This window comes from Pedobacter lusitanus, from assembly GCF_040026395.1.
Classification (GTDB): domain Bacteria; phylum Bacteroidota; class Bacteroidia; order Sphingobacteriales; family Sphingobacteriaceae; genus Pedobacter; species Pedobacter lusitanus.
This window is the reverse complement of sequence record NZ_CP157278.1, coordinates 3394210-3417945: the sequence shown is the minus strand read 5'-3', so window position 1 is coordinate 3417945 and position 23736 is coordinate 3394210. Positions and strand designations below refer to the sequence as shown.

Here is a 23736-nt window from a genome sequence, read left to right as displayed (position 1 = left end):
CAGCCTTAGTATCTATTCTTCGTTGATCATCTAGAAAAATCTATTTTTTCTTATGTCTGTTTTTTCTTAAACGTTTTTTACGTTTGTGGGTGGCCATTTTATGTCTTTTTCTTTTTTTACCGCTTGGCATAATTGTAAGGTTTAAATATTTTTATAAATCTGTTTATTAGTTTTTGGTTTTCAGTTCAGCCACTTTCTTATCAATAAAGTTTGATAAGGTTGGATTTGCTGCCAATTTTTTACTGTTTAAGTAAGCCTCAACAGCCTCTTTGTTTTTGCCCAGGTTTTCATAAGCTGTAGCCAGATAAAAATAAGCATCTGGTGAAGGCTTTTTGGCAATGATACCGTTAAACCTGGTTATTGCTTTATCAAATTGTCCGGATTTTATCGCAAAAGTCCCCAAGCTCATGTTTGCTTTCAGGTTATCAGGGTCTTTTTTAATGACATCCAGCAACATTGCTATTCCTGACATTGGTGCACCCATGCCGTTAACGACAGTGATCCCCAGGCCGGTTTTAGCTTCAAGATTTGTTGAATCCAGTGCAACAGCATTCGTATAAGCTGCATTTGCTTTCTGTAATAGTACAGGAGAGATTAAACTATCCTGTGTATTGTCAAAAGCTTTCATTAACCGGCTACCAGCAGCTAACCAGCTATTCAGGTTACGCTCTTTGCCAGCAATGATTTCCAGATATAATGCGCTTGGAACAGCTTGTTCAACATCATCCCATTTTTCTGCCAGAACTTTTGCTGCATTCACTTTCTGATCTTCAGATGCAGTTTTATATGCATTTTCCAATGTAGTGATTTCAGCAGCTAAGTTAGCATTAATTGAATTTTTAGCAGCGGTTGAAACCTCTGTTAAATTAATTGTACTGCCTGCTGAAGTAAGTTGCCCCCCGGCAGGAACGCCAGTTGTTTCTTTCTTCGGCTTCACTAAACCTTTAATATCTCTTGTAAACAAAAATACCGCAAGCAAAATTACTGCTGCAATAATCAATGTCTGTTTAGATCGGATAGTGTTCATCATAAGCAGATTAAGCTTCTACGCTTAGTTTTTTTGAATTGTTTTTTACTTTATCAACAAAAACTTTTGCTGGTTTGAAACTTGGTACAAAATGCTCTGGAATAATAATCGCAGTGTTTTTTGAAATATTTCTGGCAGTTTTTTGTGCTCTCTTTTTAACAACAAAACTTCCAAAACCCCTAACATAGACATTTTCGCCACCGATCATGCTACTTTTGATTACTTTGAAGAACGCCTCAACGGTTTCCTGTACATCTACTTTTTCAATTCCTGTTTTCGTTGATATTTCTGAAATAATATCTGCCTTAGTCATATTTTCTATTATTAATTGTTGTGTGTTTAATATTATAAGTGATTTGGGGTTGCAAAAGTATTGCTTTTTAATGAGATAGGAAAATAAAAGATCAATTATTTATCTCAAATAGTATCAGGGAATTGCAAGTTTTACAGAAATGGACTTTTCTACAGGGTAAAGCAAAATATACATTGGAGAATTTTGAGCACTGAAAAATAATAATTTATAAATCGACAAAATAATGGATTACTTGTATTTTTGGGGTTATGGCATTTCAGCAAGAGCTTACCAGATGGTATCTGGCTAACAAAAGAAATCTTCCCTGGAGACACACACAGGATCCCTATGTGATCTGGTTATCAGAGATTATTTTACAACAGACAAGGGTGGAACAGGGGTTGCCATATTTTAATCGCTTTCTGGAGGCCTATCCTGCTGTAAGTGATTTTGCAGCGGCCAGTGAAACAGAGATCTTAAAGCTCTGGCAAGGTCTGGGTTATTATTCCAGGGGGAGGAATATGTTGTTTACTGCGCGTCAGATTATGGATCTGTATGATGGGGTTTTCCCTGTCAGCTATAAAGACCTGATCAAACTTAAAGGAGTGGGTGAATATACTGCGGCAGCTATTTCGTCTTTTTCTTCCGGTGAGGCAAAAGCGGTTTTAGATGGGAATGTGTTTCGCGTACTTGCCCGGTATTTTGGGATCAGTACACCAATAAACAGTACTGCCGGAAAAAAGCAGTTTTCTGAACTTGCGCAGTCTCTGATTGATCAGGAAGATCCCGCATTGTATAATCAGGCCATCATGGAATTTGGTGCACTGCAGTGTAAGCCAAAATCACCGGATTGTGAAGTTTGCCCGCTGGTACTTTCCTGTTATGCGAAAAATAATAAACTGATACCTGTTCTTCCTGTTAAACTCAAAACAGTGAAGGTTAAAACCCGTTATATCAATTATTTTATCTGTGAGCAGGATAATACTGTCCTGGTTAATAAAAGGATTTTAGAAGATATCTGGCAGCATCTGTATGATTTTCCGCGTATAGAAACTGCGGCTGAGGCAGCTGTAAATCATGAAGAGTTTACTCAGGAAGTTAAACAAAAGTTTGGGGCAGATGTTATTATTCGTCCGTTGATGGAGATGAAACATTTACTGACACACCAAATTATATATGTTCAATTTTTTGCTTTAGATAATTATATCGTTAACTTTAATATGAGCACAGAAGCGAATTGGGTCACTTGGCCTGATTTGGATCAACTGCCGCAACCGAAAATTCTAACCAAATTTATTAACTTCTATTTTAACAAATAGCAAACTCCAAATTCATGTCAGGTATTAACAAAGTAATTTTAGTTGGACATTTAGGGAAGGATCCTGAAGTCCGTCACTTAGATGGTGGTGTTACCGTTGCCAGTTTTCCATTGGCTACATCCGAAACCTATAATAAAGATGGAAAACGTATTGAACAAACAGAATGGCATAACATCGTGCTGTGGAGAGGGTTAGCCGAAGTGGCATCAAAGTATTTGCAGAAGGGAAAACTCGTTTATATAGAAGGAAAACTACGTACACGGTCATTTGAAGACCGGGAGAAGATAAAAAAATATGTAACAGAAGTTGTTGCTGAGAATTTTACTATCCTGGGCAGAAAAAGCGACTTTGAAAATACACCGGTAACCACGAACAGTACACCGAAAAGTGAAAATGATTATTTGGATGCAGATGGTATTTCAGGTGATCTGCCTTTTTAATCAGTCTGTTGATCAGGCCTGAAATAGCAGGCTCATAATTTATGGAAAGCCCGGAATGCCTTACAGCATTCCGGGCTTTTTCATTTGGAATTTAATTAGACAGACTTAGTCCGGCTGTTAACTACCGTATGAGTCCACGTTGAGTCCACAGTAAGTCCACATCGAGTCCACCTTTTTGTGCAAAAAGGTGGACTCGATGTGGATCTGAAGTGTAACGGATGTGGGCTCGCAGAGAAGTTGATATGATCATGCTGGTATCCTGCTGATTTACATGGGGGTGTCCGGAAACAAAAAAGGCCACCCAGTTTGGGCGGCCTTTTTTATAATATGAACATTAAAGATTAATTAGGATTTTTAATGTAATATATGTTAAGTCTGATTTTTGTGTTCGACGGATTATTGAATGAACCAATTACCGCTCTGCCAGCTGAAGTCGGATAAGGGAATACATTAAATTCACTTGCCGATGTAGGGGCCAGATAAGTTCCGTAATCAACAGTTTTGCCATCAACCAGATCCTGAATATAGTTGGTAATTACGAACGTATAACTTTTCTTGGTCTTATCATAGTAACCTCCAAAAGGTAATACAGCACGCGGATCTCCAGAAGGATTAGTTTGTGATGCCGGGTTGTTATCAGGTATATTCTGTCTCTGTTGAGCAATATCCAGTCTGTATAAAGCAAGACGTGGTGGGATTTTGAATGGAATTGAATCGGCAGGATCACTGATATCAACTACCAGTTCTGCCTTGTTGATTACAATTTTGGTGCCCAGAGATGCTTTCAGGTTTTTAAGATAAGGGAAAGTGATCTTGTTTCTCACACCACTCATCGCCTGTAAATAAGTTACCGGATAATCTGCAGGTGTCTTAATCTGCGCAGCTATTGGCGTATTCGTATAATCATGATTTACAGTTGCAGCAACCGGAGCTGATCCCACGTTAACAGGGAATCTGACTACAGCAGTATCTGTATTTGCCGGTGTCGTTTTATTTGGTCTTCTGTAATACACTTCAAGATTAGCGCTTGTGCTTCTGAAATCAATAAACATGATTCCCCCTGGTTTTCCCGAAGCGGCAGCTGCTGTAACTTTTAAACCTTTAAAAGATGCATTCAGGTTAGCTACGGTGCTTAATGTAGCTGAATCCAGTGCCGCGATTTTACTTTGTATCATGCTTGGTGTCAGCTTAATTCTAAGCTGAGGAACTACAGCAATCAGGGTGTCCGGACCTCCGGTTACGATTGTTCTGACTTTGAACGGGGTTGTCGGTTTTGCCAAAGCGAGTAATGAACCCAGTGGAGTGCTTGCAGCGTATGCTGTATTACTCATGAATTTACTTTGCGTATACAGGTTTGCATCCAGCTGACTAACATTGATGTTAAATGCTGCAGTACTGTCACCATACAATGGAGAGAAGAGGCTCACGCCTGCTGCCGTACTTGCTGCTGTTGCAGGTGTTATCTGATAAGGTAATACTAAAACCGCAGAGTCAACCGTTGCATTTTTACCAAAATCATTAAATCCGGTATTTGAAGGTAAACCCAGGGACATAGCCAGACTTGCTGTTGTAGAGCCGAAAATAGCATCGGTCATCTGTCCAAGCGGGTATCTTGAAAGTCCTGCAGCTGAGGTTTGAGTTGCTGAAAAGTAGGTAGTAACGGGCTCGTCTGCTACTGTTCTTGAAGTAACTGTAACGGTATCAAGCAGTATTCCGTCAATTCTGTTAGCAGGATCAACATCTAAACCTATAGTACTGGAGTCTTTACAAGACGAGAAAAGAAAAAGACTTATTAACAGGGTCAATAAGTCTAGTTTTGAAAATTTCATAATTAATTTAATAATACCTGAGTTTATGCAATTGAAACCAATTCATCGTTCGAGATTTCCTCATATAAAGAGTAGAAGTTCTCGAAATTTTCGGTTAAATTAAAGGCTAAAGTTGGCTTATTTGAATCTTTAACAAATTTTAACACATTGGCATCAATTTTCTCATCGGCCAGAACCACAGCGTCAGAGTAAGCAATTGCACCCATATGTAAAGTATTACTGTCTGCATTTTCGAAAACTTTAGTGTCGTCAGCTGTCATGTTGTTCATCACGGCTTTCTTATGCAAATCAGCATGTAAAGTCTCTGTGAAACAATTTTCATAAACAGAATAAACAACTTTTGAATTCTTGAATGTAGGGTCGTTTTTGTAAGAAGTTTTGATATAGGCAGGAACCAGTGAGGTCATCCAGCCATGGCAATGCACGATATCCGGTGCCCAGCCCAGTTTTTTAACAGTTTCCAGTGCGCCTTTGCAAAAGAAGATTGTTCTTTCGTCATTGTCTGCATAAAACTTGTTTTCTTTATCTCTGAATACATACTTGCGCTGGAAATAATCTTCATTGTCCAGGAAGTACACCTGCATACGGGCTGCTGGAATTGATGCAACTTTGATAATAAGTGGGTTGTCATTGTCATCAATCATGATGTTCATACCCGATAAACGAATAACTTCGTGCAGCCTGTTCCTACGTTCATTAATATTCCCGAACCTTGGCATTAGAATACGGATCTCAAATCCTTTTTCCTGCATTGCCTGAGGTAATTGACGGGTAATCTCTGAAATTTTGGTGAGTTCCAGGAAAGGCGACATCTCGTGTGTAACAATCAGTAGCTTCGTTTTTGCCATCTCCATATTTGTGAATAAATATTTATGTTAAAGAAAAGATAATCAAGGGGCAAAGGTAAGCAATTTATTCAAATTTATCAATATCTTGCCGAGATGTTTTGTTGGGATTATATAATTGACCAACTTTGGACTTTGAAATTTTACAACCCGGTTTGGAAGTTATAAATACTATAGCAGGTTTAAATAGCTTGCTGAAGCCGCGAAAGCTGGCTCAACAAAAAATTGCATTAGTACCTACTATGGGTGCTTTGCACAAAGGACACGTTTCTCTGGTTAAGATTGCTCAGCAGCATGCAGATATTGTGGTATGCAGCATTTTTGTGAATCCAACGCAGTTTACTGACCCTAAAGATCTTGAGAAATATCCGAGGCCTCTGCAACATGATATTGAAATGTTACAGGAGGCGGGCTGCGATTTCGTTTTTATGCCCTCGGTTAACGAGATGTATCCTGTACCTGAAAAGTGGCATATTGATCTTGGTCCTGCCGAGTTTTTGCTGGAAGGCGAATTCAGACGCGGACATTATCAGGGCGTAACACAGATTGTGAAAAAACTTTTTGATGCAGTAGATCCTGATCTTGCTTTTTTTGGTCAGAAAGATTTTCAGCAGGTGCTGATGATCCGCAATATGGTAGCTCATTTCAATTTACCGGTACAGATTATTTCCTGTCCTATAATCAGAGAAGATGACGGTCTGGCTATGAGTTCCAGAAATATACATTTATCTGCTTTGGAGCATGAACATGCTTTGGTGCTAAGTAAGGCGCTGTTTTATGTAAAAGATCATTTCCATACAGAAAGTATAGAAACCCTGCTTCGGGAGGCTGTTGCTATTATACATAGTGCAGAAGGTGTGGAACTTGATTATTTTACGATCGCAAACAGCGAAACCCTTCTTCCTGAACAGGACAAAACGGCGCAGCATCTGGTTGCACTGGTTGCGGCGAAAGTCGGAGAGACCAGGCTGATCGATAACATGATGCTGAACTGACACGAATTACATTAAATCTATATTATATTATCTAACTTTACAGCATGATTATCGAGATATTAAAATCGAAAATACACCGTGTCAGAGTAACACAGGCGGAATTAAACTATGTAGGCAGCATTACTATTGATGAAGACCTGATGGATGCCGCAAATATCATTGCTAATGAAAAGGTTCAGATTGTCAATAATAATAACGGGGCAAGATTTGAAACCTATGTGATTAAAGGCGAACGCGGTAAAGGTACAGTGTGCCTGAATGGTGCAGCTGCAAGACAGGTACAGGTTGGAGATACGCTGATTATTATTTCTTACGGATCCTTACCTATAGAAGAAGCTAAAAAATACAAACCTATCCTGGTTTTTCCTGATGATAACAACCACTTGCTGAAATAGGCAGCCGGTTAAAATTTTATCAGAATATCGTTATTTTTCGGAAAGATACTATGCAACCATAGTATCTTTCGTTTTGAAATACTAAATTTGGCAAAAAGTAATTTTCCAAATATAATTATTATGCTATTTCAACTAAGTGAAGAACAATTGATGATCCAGCAGGCTGCGAGAGATTTTGCGCAGAATGAATTGAAGCCTGGCGTGATTGAAAGAGATGAACACCAGAAGTTTCCTGCAGAACAAGTTAAAAAACTTGGTGAGCTGGGCTTTTTAGGAATGATGGTTTCAGAAAAATTCGGTGGCAGCGGTCTGGATGCAGTATCCTACGTCCTGGTCATGGAAGAACTTTCTAAAATTGATGCTTCAGCTTCGGTTGTGGTTTCAGTCAATAATTCTTTGGTTTGTTACGGTCTGGAGGCTTATGGCTCTGAATTCCAGAAAGAGAAATATCTGAAGCCTCTGGCTTCGGGACAGCAGATCGGTGCGTTTTGTTTATCTGAACCTGAAGCAGGATCTGATGCGACTTCCCAGCAAACCACTGCCGAAGATAAAGGTGATTACTACTTGTTAAACGGAACAAAAAACTGGATAACAAACGGTAAAAATGCCTCAACTTATCTGGTAATTGCTCAGACCCATCCGGATCTGAAGCATAAAGGAATCAATGCTTTTATTGTAGAAAAGGGAATGGAAGGCTTTACTATTGGCCCGAAAGAGAATAAAATGGGGATCCGTGGATCTGATACGCATTCTCTGATGTTCAATGATGTTAAAGTTCCAAAAGAAAACAGGATTGGTGAAGATGGTTTCGGTTTTAAGTTTGCGATGAAAACCTTAGAAGGTGGCCGTATCGGTATTGCAGCTCAGGCACTGGGTATTGCTGCAGGGGCATATGAACTTGCGCTTGCTTATGCTAAACAACGTAAGTCGTTTGGTAAACCTATTGCGGAACATCAGGCAATCGCCTTTAAATTAGCAGACATGGCTACTCAGATTGAGGCAGCAAGGATGCTGGTTTATAAAGCAGCATGGTTAAAAGATCAGGGTTTGCCTTATACGCTGGCTGGCTCGATGGCTAAGCTGTATGCTTCCAAAGTAGCTATGGATGTAACAGTAGAGGCTGTTCAGGTACATGGCGGTTATGGTTTTGTTAAAGAATACCATGTGGAGCGTTTAATGAGAGATGCAAAAATTACACAAATATATGAGGGAACTTCTGAGATTCAGCAAATGGTGATCTCCAGGGAAATACTCAGATAATATAGTTTTATCGAAAAAAAAGCGGTCTTTTCCTTTAGAAAAGACCGCTTTTTTTATTTCTGACATTTAGTCTTAGTCATTGTCTGTACCAGCGATAGTACCAAATAAAGCTTTGATAATAGCCACTACTATAGCTAAAAATGCAGCTGCGAAGAAACCTGAGGTATTAAATCCTGACATCATGCTATCTACTAAAAGAATCATCAGTACAGTAATAATGAAAGACATCAGTCCCAGGGTTAGAAAATTAACCGGGAAGGTAAGGAGTCTTAAGATAAAACCGATCGTAGCGTTTGCCAGGGCGATCAGAACGGCAGCAATGATAGCAGTACCGAATCCATCGATATGAACTCCGGGAACGATGTATGAGCCCAGAAGCATAGCCAGACCCATTAATAAAATTTCAATAATAAGTTTCATAATGTTTAGTTTTAAAAAATGTATAGTGTTTTGTTAAAATTACCTCCGGTGCTATTTGGGATGGCCTGTTTGATGTCATGTTCATTAGCAAATAATAAGCCACTTTCTATACGGTTCTCGGCAGACAGCAGTGCGATTGTTTTTTCTGAGATAGATCCTGCCGGTTTGTGGCAGATTAAAAACGGATTGAATACGGATACTGTTCATACTGATCTGGTCGCTGTACTGGAAACACCGGCAGATGAAGATACTTCAGGTATGGAGCATCCTGTGGCCGGAAAACTGGAAGTAACAGACAGTACTTTGGTTTTTAAACCGGAGAAATCATTTGTCCGGGGGAAAAACTATTTGATTGTATCTTTTATGAATACCAATTTTGCCGGTACATCAAAGCTGATCAGGGGAAAGCTGGATCATAGTGTAAAGCCTCAGCAGGTCATGCTAAAGCGTTAAGACCGCTAATTTCCTGTGTTTCTGTTTTTTTTATTTTCTGTTTCAGGCTGTTATTTAATTTTTTTAAATTAGATCTGATAAACATCCAATGGATTTACAAGCGGTATTTGTTTTTATTTTTGAAATAAAATCTCTACCTTTGCACTGTTATAGAGGGACAAGAGGGGGCAGAGGTCCCCTCTTTTCTTTTATCCGCAAATTGGGTTATGCAAGTAGAGAACAGAGTAAAAGAATTAGTAGAGGAAAAAATTTCGGACAGACCGGAGTTGTTTTTGGTTGAGGTAAAGATGTTGCCTGGCAATAAACTGATTATTCATGTAGATGGTGACCAGGGCATAAGTATTCAGGATTGTGCTGCCATAAGCAGACATGTTGGATTTCATCTGGAAGAAGAAAATACTATTGAAAAAGCATATAATCTGGAAGTTTCTTCTCCTGGTGTTGGTGAGCCTCTTAAGCTTAAAAGACAGTACGAAAAAAACATCGGACGGGAGTTAAGTGTTAAGCTTAGCGGTGGTGACATCACTGAAGGGAAACTATTAGAGGTAAATGAACAGGGCATTACCATAGAAGCGAAAGTAAAAGAAAAAGGTAAGAAAGCACAATTGGTTGAAACCAGTCTGGACTTTAATAATATAATAGAAACAAAGGTTTTAATTTCATTTAAATAAAAATGAGCAATATTAATTTAATCGATTCATTTCAAGAATTCAAAGAGTTCAAGAACATCGACCGTCCTACGGTGATAAGTGTGCTGGAAGAAGTATTTCGTAGCATGTTGCGTAAGAAATATGGTACTGATGAGAATTGTGATGTAATTGTTAACCCTGATAATGGTGATTTAGAGATCTGGCGTACAAGAAAAGTAATGGAAGATGGCTTTTCTGAAGATGATGATCTGGAAATCGAACTGGCAGAGGTTAAACAGTTAGATGCAGACATGGAAGTTGGTGACGACTACATCGAGCAGATTACTTTAGAAAGTTTCGGCAGAAGAGCTATTTTAGCTGCACGTCAGACACTGGTATCTAAAGTACTTGAATTAGAGAAAGACGAGATCTTTAAGAAATATAAGGACAGAGTTGGAGAAATTGTAACCGGAGAGGTTTATCAGGTTTGGAAAAAAGAAACATTGGTACTGGATGATGAAGGTAATGAGCTGATCATGCCTAAAACTGAACAGATACCTGCGGATTATTTCAAAAAAGGTGATACTGTCCGTGCGGTAATCTTAAAGGTGGATATGATGAACAGTACACCTAAGATTATTATTTCGAGAATTGCTCCTGAGTTTTTACAGCGTTTGTTCGAAATTGAGGTTCCTGAGATTTTTGACGGTTTAATTACCATTAAAAAAATCGTTCGTGAGCCAGGAGAGCGTGCTAAAGTTGCTGTTGAATCTTATGATGACAGAATTGACCCGGTGGGTGCTTGTGTCGGAATGAAAGGATCGCGTATTCACGGAATTGTAAGAGAGCTTAAAAATGAGAATATTGATGTAATCAATTTCACAAATAATATCTCTTTATATATCACAAGAGCTTTAAGCCCTGCCAAAATCACTTCAATTAAATTGGATGATGTAACTAAACATGCTTCGGTTTATCTGAAGCCTGATCAGGTTTCTCTTGCAATTGGTCGCGGAGGACATAATATCAAGCTTGCCGGCAAATTAACCGGTTATGAAATTGATGTTTACCGTGAAGCTGGTGAGGAAGATGAAGATGTGGATATCGAAGAATTCTCAGATGAAATCGATAGCTGGATCATTGACGAATTGAAAGCAATTGGTTGTGATACTGCAAGAAGCGTACTAGCGCTGTCAGTAGACGAATTAGTAAAAAGAACTGATCTGGAGGAAGAAACTATTAAAGAAGTTATCAGTATATTACAGTCAGAATTTGAATAAGCGTTGACTTGATGAGAAAAAACAAGAATAAACGTTACTTTTGTATAAGAATTAAGAAAAAATAGGATATCAATGTCAGACGACAAACCAATAATTTTATTCAAAGCAGTTAAGGAACTTAACGTAGGGATAGCTACGGCCGTTGAGTTTTTAGAAAAGAAAGGCTTTTCTGTTGAGAATAAACCCACTACTAAACTCTCCCGCGATATGTATAATGCATTATTGAAAGAGTTTCAGGGAGATAAAATCGTAAAAGAAGAAGCCAATCAAATTGTTATAGGTAAAATTCGTCGTGATGAGCCTGAAGTAACTGAAAAAGTTACTGATGCACCTAGAAAAAATGTTGAATTCGAAAGCGAGGGCATTTTAATTAAAAACCTTCATTCCTATACTCCTCCTGCTGTTGAGAAACAGAAGGAAGAAGTAGCTCCTGCCCCTGCTCCTGAAAAAGCAGCAGAAGTGGAAAAAGAAGCCGAAAAGGTTGATGAAGGAACATTGAAAGGTGTTAAAATTGTGGGAAAAATCAATCTCGATGATTTAAACGCCAAGACCCGCCCTGCTAAAAAAGAAGAACTTCCAGCTGCTGAAGCTGTTAAAGAGGAAGCTCCGGTTGTTGTACCGGCTGCTCCTGTTGAGACACCTGTACCAGCAGCGATTATCCCGGAGGCACCTAAGGTAGTTCAGGAGGAAGTTAAGCCAGTAGAAAAACCTATTGAGGCTAAACCTGTTGAAATTAAACCTGAAGTAGTTAAACCTGTGGAAGAAGTTAAAGAAGAAAAACCAAAACCTGTGGAATCACCAGTTGCTAAAGCAGAGCCGGTTAAAGAAGTGAATACACCAAAAGCAGATAAGCCTGACGAAGTTGAGGTTATCAAAGCGCGTTCGGTAAAACTTTCCGGACCAAATATTATAGGTAAAATTGTTTTACCTACTACACCTGAGCGTAAATCACAACCTGTAGCTTCTTCAGCTGACAGTAATGATGCGAAAAGGAAACGTAAACGTAAAAAGGCTCCGGGATCACCTGGACAGAATCAGTCGTCAGGAGGTCATCCTTCGGCTACTGGTCAGCAAGGCGGGAACAACAATCCTGCTGCACCTGCAAAACCTGCGGGAGCACCTACTTTTACCAACAGACCTGATTTCAGGAACAATACAAACAATACAGCCAACAGGCCTAACTTTAGAAACAGCAAACCAGGCGGAACTGGAGGCACTAAAGAAGAACCTACGGAAAAAGAAATACAGGATCAGATTAAAGCAACGCTTGCACGTTTAAGCGGAGCTGGTAAATCTGGTAAATTTGCACAGCGTGCAAAACTGCGTCGTGGTAAACGTGATGATGTAGCTCTTTCAGCTGAAGAAGCTGCAATGGAGCAGGAACTGCAATCCAAAGTATTAAAAGTAACAGAATTTGTTACCGCTAATGAACTGGCAAGTATGATGGATGTACCGGTTACCAAAATTATTGGTACTTGTATGAGCTTAGGCATGTTCGTATCCATCAATCAGCGTTTGGATGCAGAAACACTAACTATCGTTGCAGATGAGTTTGGTTACGAAATACAATTCGTTAAACCGGATGATGAAGGCGACAGTATTATTGAAGAATCAGATGATCCGGAAGATTTAGTACCAAGAGCTCCGGTAGTTACGATCATGGGTCACGTCGATCATGGTAAGACCTCTTTGCTGGATTATATCCGTAAAGCAAATGTTGTAGCTGGTGAAGCAGGGGGTATTACACAGCACATTGGTGCTTATATGGTAACTACACCAACTGGTAAAAAAGTTACTTTCTTAGATACACCGGGTCACGAAGCCTTTACAGCGATGCGTGCACGTGGTGCGAAAGTAGCGGATATTGCAATTATTGTTGTTGCAGCGGATGATGCAGTGATGCCTCAGACTAAAGAAGCAATCAGTCATGCTCAGGCAGCTGGTGTTCCTTTGGTATTCGCCTTCACCAAAATTGATAAACCGGGTGCAAACTCTGATAAAATCCGTGAGCAGTTATCTATCATGAATATCCTGGTAGAGGATTGGGGTGGTAAATTCCAGTCTCAGGAAATTTCAGGTAAAAGCGGCTTAAACGTTGATCTGTTATTAGATAAAGTATTATTGGAAGCTGAGTTGTTAGAATTGACAGCTAATCCTAATAAACGTGCTACTGGTAGCGTAATCGAAGCGACTCTGGATAAGGGACGTGGTATTGTAACTACTGTACTGGTTCAGGCTGGTACTTTAAAAGTAGGTGATCCGATTTTAGCGGGTAGTTACAGTGGTCGTGTAAAAGCGTTATTCAATGAGCGTGGACAGAAAGTAGAGCAGGCAGGTCCATCGGTACCGGTACAGGTACTGGGTATGCAGGGTGCGCCTACAGCTGGTGATAAATTCAATGCTGTGGAGAACGAGTCTGAAGCGAGAGAAATTGCAAACAAGCGTTTACAATTAATGCGTGAGCAGGGCTTGAGAACGCAGAAACATATTACTCTTGATGAGATTGGCCGTCGTTTAGCGATTGGTAACTTTAAAGAGCTTAACCTGATTGTTAAAGGTGATGTGGATGGTTCAATTGAGGCATTAGCGGATTCATTACTGAAACTGTCTACTGAAGAAATTCAGATTAATATCATCAGTAAAGCAGTGGGTCAGATTTCAGAATCTGATGTATTGTTAGCTTCGGCTTCTGATGCGATTATCATCGGTTTCCAGGTTCGTCCATCTTCAGGTGCAAGAAAGCTTGCTGAAGCTGAGCAAATCGATATCCGTCTGTACTCTATCATCTATGATGCGATCAATGAGATCAAAGCTGCGATGGAAGGTATGCTTGCTCCTGAATTCCAGGAGAAAATTACTGCAAACGTAGAGATCAGAGAGACCTTCAAAATCACGAAAGTGGGAACTATTGCAGGTTGTATGGTTCTTGATGGAACGATTACCCGTAACAGCAAAATCCGTATCGTAAGAGATGGTGTAGTTGTTTACACTGGTGAGCTGGCTTCACTGAAACGTTATAAAGATGATGTGAAAGAAGTAGCCAGAGGTTACGAATGTGGTCTGAACATCCAAAACTTCAACAATATTGAAGTAGGTGATATCGTTGAGGCTTACGAACAAGTAGAAGTAAAAAGAAAGTTATAAGTTTATAATTAAAACTAATTGAACGCCCTGTTAAGGAATCTTGAAAAAGATTTTTAACAGGGCGTTTTTTATGGGATTAAGCTTAAATTAGCGTTTTGCCCGGAACAGCTATCCTTGCCGGCGGGTACAGCATCTTAAAATGAATATAAAAAGAAGTATCAGTAAAAAAGTCAATAAATTATTCGGGACTGGCAGGGTAAAGTCCGATCAGGCTCCGATTTATAATTTATATCAGACAACTTATGAAAGAAGCGTCCTGATATGCTATATAACGCATCCATTTTATAAGGCTAATCATTTTACGCATCAGAATTATATTACCTCGCATATCATCGCAGAAAGCTTTTCTGAACTGGGATACAACGTAGATATTATAAGTTACCTGGACAAAACTACGGAGATTGATTACGGAAAATATGCTGTGATTTTTGGTATGGGTTACCGATTCGAAGATTCCTTTTACCACGCAGACCGAAATATTCCAAGGATCATGTTCGTTACTGGTGCACATGAGCATCTGCACAATGAAATGTGCCTGAGAAGTATAAATGATTTTCACAGGTTATCGGGGCTGTGGCTGGCGAATGAAACCAATATGATTTCAGTAAGTACTTATTTCTCGCTTTTTAATGCAGATTTCGCTATTATTCTGGCCAGGGGTTTTGTTTATGAGGATTATAAAAGCAGATTCGTGAATCATCTGTATTCACTAAATAATAATATTCTTGGTTCCTTTAGTGAGTTTAAGCCCAAAACTGCAGAATCACGTACAAAAAGCTTCTTATTTCTAACCGGAGCTAAACTGGTAACCAAGGGGTTGCATATTTTACTGGAGGTTGCAAAATTAAGAACAGATCTGAATTTCTATATTGTAGTACCTCATATGGATATCCATTTTGAAAATTATTATGAGCAAATATTACATCATACCCCTCATGTGTTCTTATACAAAAATATAAGAATGGACTCAGTAGAAATGAGACATATTATTGAAAATTGCAGTTATACAATTGCCAGTAGTTATGTTGATGGCCTGCCAGGCGGCACAATTGAACCAATGTCTGCAGGTCTTATTCCAATAGTAAGTAAATACTGTGGATTTGCAAGGGAAAAATTTATCTTCGAGATGGAAGAGTTATCATCAGAGGGATTAAACCAGACCATTGAAAAAGTATTGGCCCTGGATGATCGGACCTATGCTGAATACTGTACACAGGTGAGAACATATACCATAAATAAATTTTCTGCAGCTTCTGTTAAAGCCGATTTGCTTGAATTATTGCAAAAAGAGCTTAAAGCTGTTTAAGCAAGTAAGATATAAGAATAATTACTAAAAAACATTTGATGAAAAGTAAAGTTACCGGCGGATTAACCAAACATCTCTTTGATGCAAAAATATTAGGCAGATATGATGTCAGTTACTATCAGTGTCTGGAGACTGGGTTTATTCAGACTGAGGAACCGTACTGGCTGGATGAAGCCTATTCATCGGCAATAACAAAACTGGACCTGGGACTTGCTCATCGCAATGAAATGCTAAGGGAACGCGTGATTAAGGTGTTGAATAAGCATTTTGACAGAGATTCGGTATATCTTGATTACGCAGGAGGTTATGGATTGTTTACAAGGATGATGCGGGATAAAGGTTATAATTTTTATCATAGTGATATTTATTGCCAGAATTTATTTGCTGAGCATTTTGATATCAGTGAATTAAAGGCCGATACAAAATTTGAACTGGTAACTGCCTTTGAGGTATTTGAACATATGCCCGATCCTATTGCAGAAATAGAGGCGATAACCAAATATGGTGATCATATTTTCTTTACCACAGAAATACAACCCAAACAGGATCTGACTTCTGTAGCAGACTGGTGGTACTTTATACCGGAAACAGGGCAGCATATTTCTCTTCACACAGAAAAATCCCTGAAATATATTGCCGGACTATTAGGTTATAACTTTTATACTGACGGACAAAGCAATCATTTGTTTACTAAGAAAGAATTGACTGATAATCCTTTCTCGGTAAAACGCGATCCGTTTCTGATCAGAAAGATGAGAAAGCTGGTCAATAAATTTGATCGTAAAGCAGTGCCGGAAAAGGAATCCCTTCTATCAAAGGATTTTGAATATGTTAAATCAAAGCTGGATTAAATAGCGTTTTCCAGCTCTTCTTTAAGCAACAGGTCTAAGGTCTGATAGATATCCAGATCGTATACCCAGCCTAATTCCTGTTTAGCTTTAGCATTGTTGCCATAAATGTTTTCGATCTCTGCAGGTCTGTATAAGTTATCATCTATCTGGCACAACTCATGAGAAATATTCAGTTTATCGAAAATATAATAAATAATCTCACGCAGGCTTATAGTCTGCCCTGAGCAGATCAGATAATCGGATGGATATTCCTGCTGAAGAATCAGATACATTGCCTCTGTGTATTTTGGCGCATATCCAAAATCTCTTTTGATGTCAATGTTACCTACTTTAAGTACATCAATCAAACCTTTACTTATCTTAATGCTTTCCTGTATTACCTTTTTAACAAAGAAAGTGTTCTGTCTGAGGTATGATTCATGATTAAAAAGGACACCGCAACTAACGTGTAACTGGTAACTTTCCCGGTAATGGATACAGGTAAAATGTGCTGCTGCCTTGGATATCGCATATGGACTCAATGGATGCAGGACACTATTTTCAGTAATTGGCAGATTATTCACTTTTCCATACATTTCACTACTGCTTGCCTGATAAAAACGAATGCTTTTATCAACCATTTTTATAGCTTCTAAAAGATTAAAAACACTGAGTGTATTAAATTGAAATGTCCCGATAGGCTGCTGGAAAGACAGGGATACAGAACTTTGAGCCGCCAGATTATAGAAATGCGTAGGTTTGGTTTGCTGGAGTATTTTAATGACTTGTGAGATATCGAGCAAATCGCAGGTCATCAGGGTAACCTTATCTTTTATGCCCAGATAGAAAAGCCCGTTTAAATTATCATTATGATATCCACGTGTTAATCCGATTACCTTAAAATTGTCACGAAGTAATAGTTGGGCCAGATAAGCCCCGTCCTGTCCTGTAATACCGCTTATAATTGCCGTTTTTTGCTTCATAATACTGTTTGATAAACTTTTAAACATTCATCTGTAGTTTTCTTCCAGTTGAATTTATCTGCCTGGGCTATTCCTTTCAGCTTATATTCTTCACGGATTTCAATATGATCCAGTAATCTCATTATTTTCTCTTTTAAATCTGTGGAATTATTAAGCTCAAAATAAATACCAGCATCTCCGGCAACCTCTGGAAAGGAACTGTGATTTGTCAATACTACCGGGCAGCCGCATGCCATTGCTTCGAGTACCGGGATGCCAAAACCTTCATACTCGGAAGGAAAAACAAAGCATAAAGCCTTTTTATAATAATCTGCTAATTCTGAATCTTTAAAATTACGTTGTATAAGCTGATCTCTGACACCTGATTCCTGAATAAGATGGGTTTCTTCTTCATTAAATGCATTCCCCCCTGCACAAAGGATGTAAAGATCTTTACGATCCTTCAGAACAGGTAACATCGCCTTCAGAAAGAAAATAAAGTTTTTATAAGCTGCCCTGTTACCTACAAATAAAATATAGTTTTCAGGAGTATCTACTTTTGTCTGAATTCCTGTGTTTACTGTATGTGCCAAATAAACGATATCGATTTTTTCTGCAGGGATATGTGGATAGATCTTTAGAATATCTCTTTTTGTACTTTCTGAAATGGCAATTATTTTGGTCGCTTTTTCCAGCAGTATTTTTTTGTTCGGAACAGTTGTCTTATCATTCGTAAAATAATGTGGATACAATTCATGAATCATATCATATACAGTTAATACAAACGGCTTGGTTTTTATATAGTCCAGGAAATAGGGATCGTAGTAAGTAGGTATAAATACATCGAATTCCTGTTTTTTTAGCAGAGATATGGTTTTCTGTTTGCTTTTCTTTTTTAGTTTCCTCGGTAAGTATCCTCTCAATAGCTTACTGCATTTAATTAAGAAGGATTTTTTTTGCTGATAGCTATTTTCGAAAAGCGGGGTTTCTTTCAGATGAATATTATCAGTGTAAAGAATGGGACAGGTAATTTGTGTCTCTGCATTATTTTCAAATGCACTGTAAAGTTCTGTGTAATATCTGGAGATACCACCGAATTCCTGAAGTATAAATATTTCCGGGTCTAACAGTATTCTTGTCATTCTTTTATCTTGTTCTTTGGGAGAAATAACGTAATTGCTTTAATGCAGAATTTTAAAATCTTCCAGGCAAAAGGATGCCCTTTGATATAAAAAAATTGCTTCACTCTTTTGTGTTCCAGTTCACCTATCTGAGTATAATCATCTTTAAAGGCAGGAAAATACCTGCGCAGGGAAATTTCGCGCTCCTGATACATCAGCTTTAAGTTATCTGCATTGGAGGATATCCCGTTCCCATCATAGATGGTAACTAATATATTCAGGTGTTTATAAGTTATATTCTGTTTGCAAATCGCGTAGGTGAAAAACTCCCAGTCGGATACGATTTTAAAGTCTTCATTGTAAAAAAAAAGTTCATCAAAGAGCGCTTTTTTGATGAAGCTTGCCTGGTGTGACAGACTTTGTTTGTAAAAAAACGTGAAAGAAAGTTTATCAGGAAATACTATCTTTTTCTGTTGTTCAGGCTCCTCGAAGATAATATCACCATAGTAAATACCATAGGTGCCATCTATTTCCTGGTCAACCTGTTTAATCACTTCTGTATCGAATAGTATATCTCCGCTATTTAAAAATAATAAGTATTCTCCGGTAGCCATGCGGGTACCTTTGTTCATCGCATGATAAATGCCATTGTCCGGCTCACTTATCCAGCGTATTGACGGCTCACTGTTTTGCTGCAGTAATTCTTTACTTCCGTCATTGCTGTTACCATCAATAATTATAAATTCAAAATTTTGGAGGGATTGATTTAAAACGCTGTTAATTGTTTTTTGTAACCCTGCACTGTCATTATAATTGACGGTAATTATTGATAATTTAATACTCATAATTGCCTTTTAAAGCCTTGCAGCCCCAGTTTGAGAGGCGAATAAAGACTCGAAGGTAATGTTAATTTTATTCAAATACAGCCGAAACAGAACCAGTTTGTTTTTTTTGTAAGTTTGTGCAGCTAACTGAGCATCATTAAAGACATAAATATTACTACGAAAATATATTCCAATGAAAAAAATTGCCCTGGTTGTACAGCGATATGGTTTAGAGGTCAATGGCGGTGCAGAATATCTTTGCAGAGTGCTGGCTGAAAAACTGAACTCTCTGTATGAGGTTGAAATCCTGACTTCCTGTGCGAAGAATTATTTTACCTGGGCCAATGAATATCCTGAAAGCGTGACAACAATTAACGGGGTAACGGTGAGGAGGTTTAGTACGTCTCAGGAAAGGAATAAAAGTAAGGTACATCGTTTAGTGAGGAAATTACAATCCAGAACTTTTTCTCAGAGAATATTAAAAACACTGGGTCTTCAGGATCATACGGATTTTGAACAGACAAGCTATGACTGGTCTAAGCAACAAGGACCGTTTACTCCAGGGCTGATCAGTTATCTGGAAACCAGTTATCATGAATATGATGCAGTGATCTTTTTTACTTATCTGTATTTTCCTACGCTATATGGGCTTAAAGCGGCAGCTGACCGTTCTATTTTAATCCCTACTGCGCATGATGAGGAGGCTATTTATTTACCGGTATACAAGTCTTTCTTTAAATCACCAAAAGCTATTTTATACCTTACACTTTCTGAAAAAAGACTGGTAAACCGGTTGTTCAGTAACGCAGATATTTATAGTGACATTGTCGGAGCAGGAATTGAGAAGGTAATACCTGAACATAAATTTACTGCTGCTGAAATCCTCAAATCTGATCAGCCTTATCTGATTTACATTGGCAGAATAGATCCTGATAAAGGAGGAGAAATCCTGTTTCAGAATTTCTTAAAATATAAAGAGGCTACTAAAAACGCAATAAAGCTGGTTTTGGTTGGAACTGCTTTTATGGATATTCCTAAACATGAAGATATTATCAGTATGGGATTTGTGGACGATGATGTTAAATATGCTTTATTACAGGAGGCAAAAGCACTGGTTATGCCTTCTTTGTATGAAAGTTTATCATTGGTAACTTTAGAGGGAATGTTAGCCGGAGTCCCTGTTATTGCCAACAAAGACTGTGAAGTGCTCAAAGATCACATTGAAAATAGTCAGGCAGGATTTACTTTTAACGATTTTGAAAGCTTTAAATTTGCTGTGGATAAAATTTTAAGCAAAGGAATGGATCTGCATACACTGCAGTATAATGGCAGGAAATATATAGCGGAAAATTATAGCTGGGAAGCAGTGATTAGTAAAATGACAAAGGCTATAGATTTTGTGTCTGAAAAGAATTCCTGATTTTACGATTGATTTAACGTCTCTCTGTATACTTTCCAGTAGGCTTTGGCACTGTTATCCCAGTTAAACTGTTTAGCGTGTCTGATGATTTCCTGTGCAGGTTGAAGCCGGTTATAGGCATTCATGCCATCCTCAAATACTTGTTTTATAGCTGCAGGCTCATAGCTGTTGAAATAATAAGCTACATCACCTCCTATTTCAGGTAGTGAAGTCGCACTGGACAGAAAAGTCGGTTTACCAAATCTCATTGCTTCTATAGGCGGAATACCAAAACCTTCGGCAATGGATGGGAATAAAAAAGCTTCACAGTTTTTATAATACCATAATTTTTCCTGCTCTGATACAGGACCGATAACTTTTACTCTGTCTGCTACCTGATAGCTGCTCGCTTCGGCCATTATTTTGTCTCTGTAGTCAGGTTCAGTTTTTCCGGCAATAATCAGTTCGTAATCGTTTCCGGTTAGCAGGGGGATTAAGACGTGAAAATTCTTTTTGGGATTTACGGTGCCTAAAGCAAAAAGGAATGGCTTTGCAGCAATGTATGCCGGGATGGTTTGTGCAGAAAGGATACCTTCAGCGCAGCCATTATAGATAACAGTTATGGGTTTATTACCTGTATCCAGATTTTTGAGAATATCTTGTTTCGTAAAGTTTGATATTGCTACAATATGATCTGCAAGGTCTATGTTTTTTTGATGTTTCTTTAAGTAGTAATTTGTTTTTGACAAAGACTTGCCCTCATGGAGAAAGTTAAGATCATGAATGGTCAGCACCCGTTTAATGGACTTACTAACCGGGATATAAGATGATAGCTGATAAGTTGTATGCCAGAGATCTATATGACGGTGTCTGGGGAAAATGAATTTCTGTAAGCTGTTCTGATTAAGAAAATGATCTTCAGCATCAAAATATTGCTGCAGATCAGGTTTAAGATAATAACTGATCTGATCTGCTGCACTTTTATCTGCCTTCAGTGCCTGCCCCAATTGATGACAATACTCAAATATTCCTGTATGAGCATATTTCATTCGTTCACAATCAAAGGCTAATTTCATTTCGGCTAAAAGGTTATATTTTTATATTCGTTAATCTGCAAAAGTCTGCATGTCAATAAGTCTTTTGTAAAGACCATTCTGCGCAAGTAATTCAAGGTGGGTGCCGCGCTCTGAAACTGTCCCGTTATCTATTACAATAATGGTGTCTGCATGCTGAATTGTACTTAATCTGTGTGCAATCACAATAGAAGTCCTGTTTTTCATCAGGTTGTTTAAGGCATCCTGTACCAGTTTTTCTGATTCTGTATCCAGTGCTGAAGTTGCTTCATCGAGCAGCATGATCGGTGGATTAGCCAATACGGCTCTGGCAATACATATCCTTTGTTTCTGGCCGCCTGATAATTTATTACCCCTGTCTCCTATGCTGGTTTCATAGCCATTTTCTGTATTCAGAATGAAATCATGTGCATTGGCAATTTTTGCAGCAGCAATAACCTCTTCCTGGGTTGCTTCTGGTTTTCCGAATGCAATATTATTATAGATCGTGTCATTAAAAAGGATAGACTCCTGATTAACTGTTCCCATCTGATGTCTAAGGCTGTTGAGCGCTGCATCTTTCAGATTGACACCGTCAATAAGGACACTGCCGGATTTTGGATCATAAAACCTTGGGATAAGATCTATCAATGTACTTTTTCCGCCTCCGGAAGGACCAACCAGAGCAACGGTCTGACCTTTGGTAATTGTTATATTGATATCTTTCAGGACTTCTTTTTCTCCATAATTGAAAAAGACATGGTCAAATTGAATGCGGTCATTAAATTCATTAAGCTGGACAGCGTTTTCTTTATCCGTTAATTCTGGTTTAATATCTACCAGATCTAGAACTCTTTCACCGGCTGCTATCCCGGTATGGATTGCACTAAAGGAATCTGACAACGCTTTGATTGGTTGCATCACCTGTGAAAATACGGCAATATATACCAGGAATTTAGAAGGAGTAAGATCTCCCTGATTGCTCAGGATCATCGATCCTCCGTATAATACAATGAAAACAACGACAAGAACTCCCAGCGTTTGAGATACCGGCGAGGCCAGTTGCTGCCTGCGGGCTATTTTTCTGGTTAAATCGGAATAATAAATGTTTTCATTCTGAAACTTATCTTTTATTCTTGAGGTTGCATTAAAGGCTTTAATAATTCTTATCCCGCCTAATGCTTCGTCTAAGAACCCAATCATTTTGGCAAAACTTTCATGCAGTTCTTTTGCCTGATGTCTCAATCTTTTAACAATTTTACTAATGATAAAGCCGGAAACCGGAATAACAAGAAGGGAAAAGACGGTCAGTTTTATGGAAATAGATAATAAAACTCCAATATAAAATATTACCTGGACAGGTTCTTTAAAAACGACCTGGAGGGTATTGGTAACTGTACCTTGTACGACCTGAACATCTGAAGCAATTTTAGAGATAATATCACCCTTCTTCTCATTGCTGAAGTAGCCGATATGCTGATCCATAACGTTATTGAAAACTGCACGGCGTAAATTAAGCAAAGTGTGAACTCTCAGGTCTTCCATGATGCGCTGAGACATGTAACGGAAAAAATTGGCCAAAAAGACACTGCCGACAATAATAGCACAAACTATCTTTAAGGTATATAATTTACCATAAGTGACTATAGTGAAGTTGATATAACTATTGAACTGGCCAATAAAGTCAAGCGTTGAGGCTTTTTCCAGCATCGTTACTTTTGTAGTAGAAAAAAGGGTTTCCAGTAACGGACCTAATAAGGTGAATAGGAATGTGTTAAAGAAAATGGCTAATAAGGTCACTATAATATATGGAATAGCGTATTTCTCAATTGGTTTTGCAAAGCTTAATAGCCTGAAATAGATCTTCATCAGAATTTAAAAATTTTTCAAAGCTACGGATTTACTAGCTTTGTT

The 23736-nt window shown here is 38.4% G+C and carries 22 protein-coding genes; 12 read left to right on the top strand and 10 right to left on the bottom strand.

Features of this window, described 5'->3' with window-relative positions; genetic code table 11:
• Nucleotides 1-166: 166 nt before the first annotated feature.
• Together PL_RS14635 and PL_RS14630 are read right to left on the bottom strand one after the other, a co-directional pair.
• Nucleotides 167-1030: a tetratricopeptide repeat protein gene (locus tag PL_RS14635; RefSeq protein ID WP_041883021.1), complete on the bottom strand. Its 864-nt coding sequence runs from the start codon at nucleotides 1028-1030 to the stop codon at nucleotides 167-169.
• A 7-nt stretch (nucleotides 1031-1037) separates the two neighbouring features.
• A complete protein-coding gene (locus PL_RS14630) occupies nucleotides 1038-1340 on the bottom strand; it encodes an HU family DNA-binding protein (protein WP_041883022.1) in 303 nt (100 codons plus the stop codon).
• A 248-nt stretch (nucleotides 1341-1588) separates the two neighbouring features.
• On the opposite strand from PL_RS14630, the gene mutY reads away from it, so the two are divergent.
• Complete coding sequence (gene mutY, locus PL_RS14625; protein WP_041883023.1) at nucleotides 1589-2638, top strand: A/G-specific adenine glycosylase; 1050 nt, start codon at nucleotides 1589-1591, stop codon at nucleotides 2636-2638.
• 14 nt (nucleotides 2639-2652) lie between these two features.
• On the top strand, nucleotides 2653-3078 hold the full coding sequence (locus tag PL_RS14620) for a single-stranded DNA-binding protein (protein ID WP_041883024.1): 426 nt from the start codon (nucleotides 2653-2655) through the stop codon (nucleotides 3076-3078).
• A gap of 341 nt (nucleotides 3079-3419) precedes the next feature.
• Here the strand turns inward: PL_RS14620 and PL_RS14615 are convergent, their stop codons facing one another.
• A complete protein-coding gene (locus PL_RS14615) occupies nucleotides 3420-4907 on the bottom strand; it encodes a DUF4270 domain-containing protein (RefSeq protein ID WP_041886239.1) in 1488 nt (495 codons plus the stop codon).
• Between the two features lie 23 nt (nucleotides 4908-4930).
• Nucleotides 4931-5755: a glycogen/starch synthase gene (locus PL_RS14610; RefSeq protein WP_041886254.1), complete on the bottom strand. Its 825-nt coding sequence runs from the start codon at nucleotides 5753-5755 to the stop codon at nucleotides 4931-4933.
• A gap of 152 nt (nucleotides 5756-5907) precedes the next feature.
• On the opposite strand from PL_RS14610, the gene panC reads away from it, so the two are divergent.
• The 3 genes from panC (at nucleotide 5908) to PL_RS14595 (ending at nucleotide 8402) form a co-directional block, all read left to right on the top strand.
• A complete protein-coding gene (gene panC, locus PL_RS14605) occupies nucleotides 5908-6747 on the top strand; it encodes a pantoate--beta-alanine ligase (protein WP_348619786.1) in 840 nt (279 codons plus the stop codon).
• A 44-nt stretch (nucleotides 6748-6791) separates the two neighbouring features.
• A complete protein-coding gene (gene panD, locus PL_RS14600) occupies nucleotides 6792-7142 on the top strand; it encodes an aspartate 1-decarboxylase (protein WP_041886236.1) in 351 nt (116 codons plus the stop codon).
• Nucleotides 7143-7262: 120 nt separating this feature from the next.
• On the top strand, nucleotides 7263-8402 hold the full coding sequence (locus PL_RS14595) for an acyl-CoA dehydrogenase (protein ID WP_041886251.1): 1140 nt from the start codon (nucleotides 7263-7265) through the stop codon (nucleotides 8400-8402).
• A gap of 72 nt (nucleotides 8403-8474) precedes the next feature.
• Here PL_RS14595 and PL_RS14590 read toward each other — a convergent pair whose 3' ends face one another.
• Nucleotides 8475-8822 (bottom strand): phage holin family protein, encoded by a 348-nt coding sequence (locus tag PL_RS14590; protein ID WP_041886233.1) that lies wholly within the window; start codon nucleotides 8820-8822, stop codon nucleotides 8475-8477.
• A 72-nt stretch (nucleotides 8823-8894) separates the two neighbouring features.
• Here PL_RS14590 and PL_RS14585 point away from each other — a divergent pair, with 72 nt between their 5' ends.
• The 6 genes from PL_RS14585 to PL_RS14560 all read left to right on the top strand — a co-directional run bounded on the left by PL_RS14585 (nucleotide 8895) and on the right by PL_RS14560 (nucleotide 16485).
• Nucleotides 8895-9275: a hypothetical protein gene (locus tag PL_RS14585; protein ID WP_152620387.1), complete on the top strand. Its 381-nt coding sequence runs from the start codon at nucleotides 8895-8897 to the stop codon at nucleotides 9273-9275.
• Nucleotides 9276-9481: 206 nt separating this feature from the next.
• Nucleotides 9482-9946, top strand: a complete 465-nt coding sequence (gene rimP / locus PL_RS14580) for a ribosome assembly cofactor RimP (protein WP_041886228.1) — start codon at nucleotides 9482-9484, stop codon at nucleotides 9944-9946.
• Between the two features lie 2 nt (nucleotides 9947-9948).
• Nucleotides 9949-11184, top strand: coding sequence for a transcription termination factor NusA (nusA, locus tag PL_RS14575; protein ID WP_041886225.1), 1236 nt, complete (start codon nucleotides 9949-9951; stop codon nucleotides 11182-11184).
• A 72-nt stretch (nucleotides 11185-11256) separates the two neighbouring features.
• Nucleotides 11257-14328, top strand: a complete 3072-nt coding sequence (infB, locus tag PL_RS14570; RefSeq protein WP_041886223.1) for a translation initiation factor IF-2 — start codon at nucleotides 11257-11259, stop codon at nucleotides 14326-14328.
• Between the two features lie 139 nt (nucleotides 14329-14467).
• Nucleotides 14468-15634, top strand: coding sequence for a glycosyltransferase (locus PL_RS14565; RefSeq protein WP_041886220.1), 1167 nt, complete (start codon nucleotides 14468-14470; stop codon nucleotides 15632-15634).
• A 38-nt stretch (nucleotides 15635-15672) separates the two neighbouring features.
• Nucleotides 15673-16485 (top strand): class I SAM-dependent methyltransferase, encoded by an 813-nt coding sequence (locus PL_RS14560; RefSeq protein WP_052496579.1) that lies wholly within the window; start codon nucleotides 15673-15675, stop codon nucleotides 16483-16485.
• On the opposite strand, the gene PL_RS14555 is transcribed toward PL_RS14560, so the two are convergent.
• Genes PL_RS14555 through PL_RS14545 form a run of 3 tightly spaced genes read right to left on the bottom strand, consistent with a single transcriptional unit; the run spans nucleotide 16482 to nucleotide 19392 of the window.
• Nucleotides 16482-17447, bottom strand: a complete 966-nt coding sequence (locus tag PL_RS14555; protein ID WP_041886246.1) for a GDP-mannose 4,6-dehydratase — start codon at nucleotides 17445-17447, stop codon at nucleotides 16482-16484. The genes PL_RS14560 and PL_RS14555 overlap by 4 nt on opposite strands.
• Nucleotides 17444-18568 carry a glycosyltransferase family 4 protein gene (locus PL_RS14550; RefSeq protein ID WP_348619780.1) on the bottom strand — a complete coding sequence of 375 codons (1125 nt, stop codon included), beginning with the start codon at nucleotides 18566-18568 and terminating at the stop codon, nucleotides 17444-17446. The genes PL_RS14555 and PL_RS14550 overlap by 4 nt, the downstream gene beginning before the upstream one ends.
• Entirely contained in the window at nucleotides 18565-19392 is an 828-nt protein-coding gene (locus PL_RS14545; RefSeq protein WP_348619778.1) for a glycosyltransferase family 2 protein, read from the bottom strand. Before PL_RS14545 ends, PL_RS14550 begins: the two co-directional genes overlap by 4 nt.
• Nucleotides 19393-19564: 172 nt before the next feature.
• Between PL_RS14545 and PL_RS14540 the strand changes: the two genes are divergently transcribed.
• Nucleotides 19565-20791 carry a glycosyltransferase family 4 protein gene (locus PL_RS14540; RefSeq protein WP_041886216.1) on the top strand — a complete coding sequence of 409 codons (1227 nt, stop codon included), beginning with the start codon at nucleotides 19565-19567 and terminating at the stop codon, nucleotides 20789-20791.
• A 2-nt stretch (nucleotides 20792-20793) separates the two neighbouring features.
• Here PL_RS14540 and PL_RS14535 read toward each other — a convergent pair whose 3' ends face one another.
• Both PL_RS14535 and PL_RS14530 read right to left on the bottom strand, forming a co-directional pair.
• Complete coding sequence (locus PL_RS14535) at nucleotides 20794-21846, bottom strand: glycosyltransferase family 4 protein (RefSeq protein WP_082036038.1); 1053 nt, start codon at nucleotides 21844-21846, stop codon at nucleotides 20794-20796.
• A gap of 30 nt (nucleotides 21847-21876) precedes the next feature.
• Nucleotides 21877-23691: an ABC transporter ATP-binding protein gene (locus tag PL_RS14530; RefSeq protein WP_041886212.1), complete on the bottom strand. Its 1815-nt coding sequence runs from the start codon at nucleotides 23689-23691 to the stop codon at nucleotides 21877-21879.
• Between the last annotated feature and the right edge of the window lie 45 nt (nucleotides 23692-23736).

Coding starts and splice junctions, on each gene's coding strand:
- PL_RS14635 (WP_041883021.1), bottom strand. CDS start 1,030: ATGATGAACACTATCCGATCTAAACAGACATTGATTATTGCAGCAGTA.
- PL_RS14630 (WP_041883022.1), bottom strand. CDS start 1,340: ATGACTAAGGCAGATATTATTTCAGAAATATCAACGAAAACAGGAATT.
- mutY (WP_041883023.1), top strand. CDS start 1,589: ATGGCATTTCAGCAAGAGCTTACCAGATGGTATCTGGCTAACAAAAGA.
- PL_RS14620 (WP_041883024.1), top strand. CDS start 2,653: ATGTCAGGTATTAACAAAGTAATTTTAGTTGGACATTTAGGGAAGGAT.
- PL_RS14615 (WP_041886239.1), bottom strand. CDS start 4,907: ATGAAATTTTCAAAACTAGACTTATTGACCCTGTTAATAAGTCTTTTT.
- PL_RS14610 (WP_041886254.1), bottom strand. CDS start 5,755: ATGGCAAAAACGAAGCTACTGATTGTTACACACGAGATGTCGCCTTTC.
- panD (WP_041886236.1), top strand. CDS start 6,792: ATGATTATCGAGATATTAAAATCGAAAATACACCGTGTCAGAGTAACA.
- PL_RS14595 (WP_041886251.1), top strand. CDS start 7,263: ATGCTATTTCAACTAAGTGAAGAACAATTGATGATCCAGCAGGCTGCG.
- PL_RS14590 (WP_041886233.1), bottom strand. CDS start 8,822: ATGAAACTTATTATTGAAATTTTATTAATGGGTCTGGCTATGCTTCTG.
- PL_RS14585 (WP_152620387.1), top strand. CDS start 8,895: ATGTCATGTTCATTAGCAAATAATAAGCCACTTTCTATACGGTTCTCG.
- rimP (WP_041886228.1), top strand. CDS start 9,482: ATGCAAGTAGAGAACAGAGTAAAAGAATTAGTAGAGGAAAAAATTTCG.
- nusA (WP_041886225.1), top strand. CDS start 9,949: ATGAGCAATATTAATTTAATCGATTCATTTCAAGAATTCAAAGAGTTC.
- infB (WP_041886223.1), top strand. CDS start 11,257: ATGTCAGACGACAAACCAATAATTTTATTCAAAGCAGTTAAGGAACTT.
- PL_RS14565 (WP_041886220.1), top strand. CDS start 14,468: ATGAATATAAAAAGAAGTATCAGTAAAAAAGTCAATAAATTATTCGGG.
- PL_RS14560 (WP_052496579.1), top strand. CDS start 15,673: ATGAAAAGTAAAGTTACCGGCGGATTAACCAAACATCTCTTTGATGCA.
- PL_RS14555 (WP_041886246.1), bottom strand. CDS start 17,447: ATGAAGCAAAAAACGGCAATTATAAGCGGTATTACAGGACAGGACGGG.
- PL_RS14550 (WP_348619780.1), bottom strand. CDS start 18,568: ATGACAAGAATACTGTTAGACCCGGAAATATTTATACTTCAGGAATTC.
- PL_RS14545 (WP_348619778.1), bottom strand. CDS start 19,392: ATGAGTATTAAATTATCAATAATTACCGTCAATTATAATGACAGTGCA.
- PL_RS14540 (WP_041886216.1), top strand. CDS start 19,565: ATGAAAAAAATTGCCCTGGTTGTACAGCGATATGGTTTAGAGGTCAAT.
- PL_RS14535 (WP_082036038.1), bottom strand. CDS start 21,846: ATGAAATTAGCCTTTGATTGTGAACGAATGAAATATGCTCATACAGGA.
- PL_RS14530 (WP_041886212.1), bottom strand. CDS start 23,691: ATGAAGATCTATTTCAGGCTATTAAGCTTTGCAAAACCAATTGAGAAA.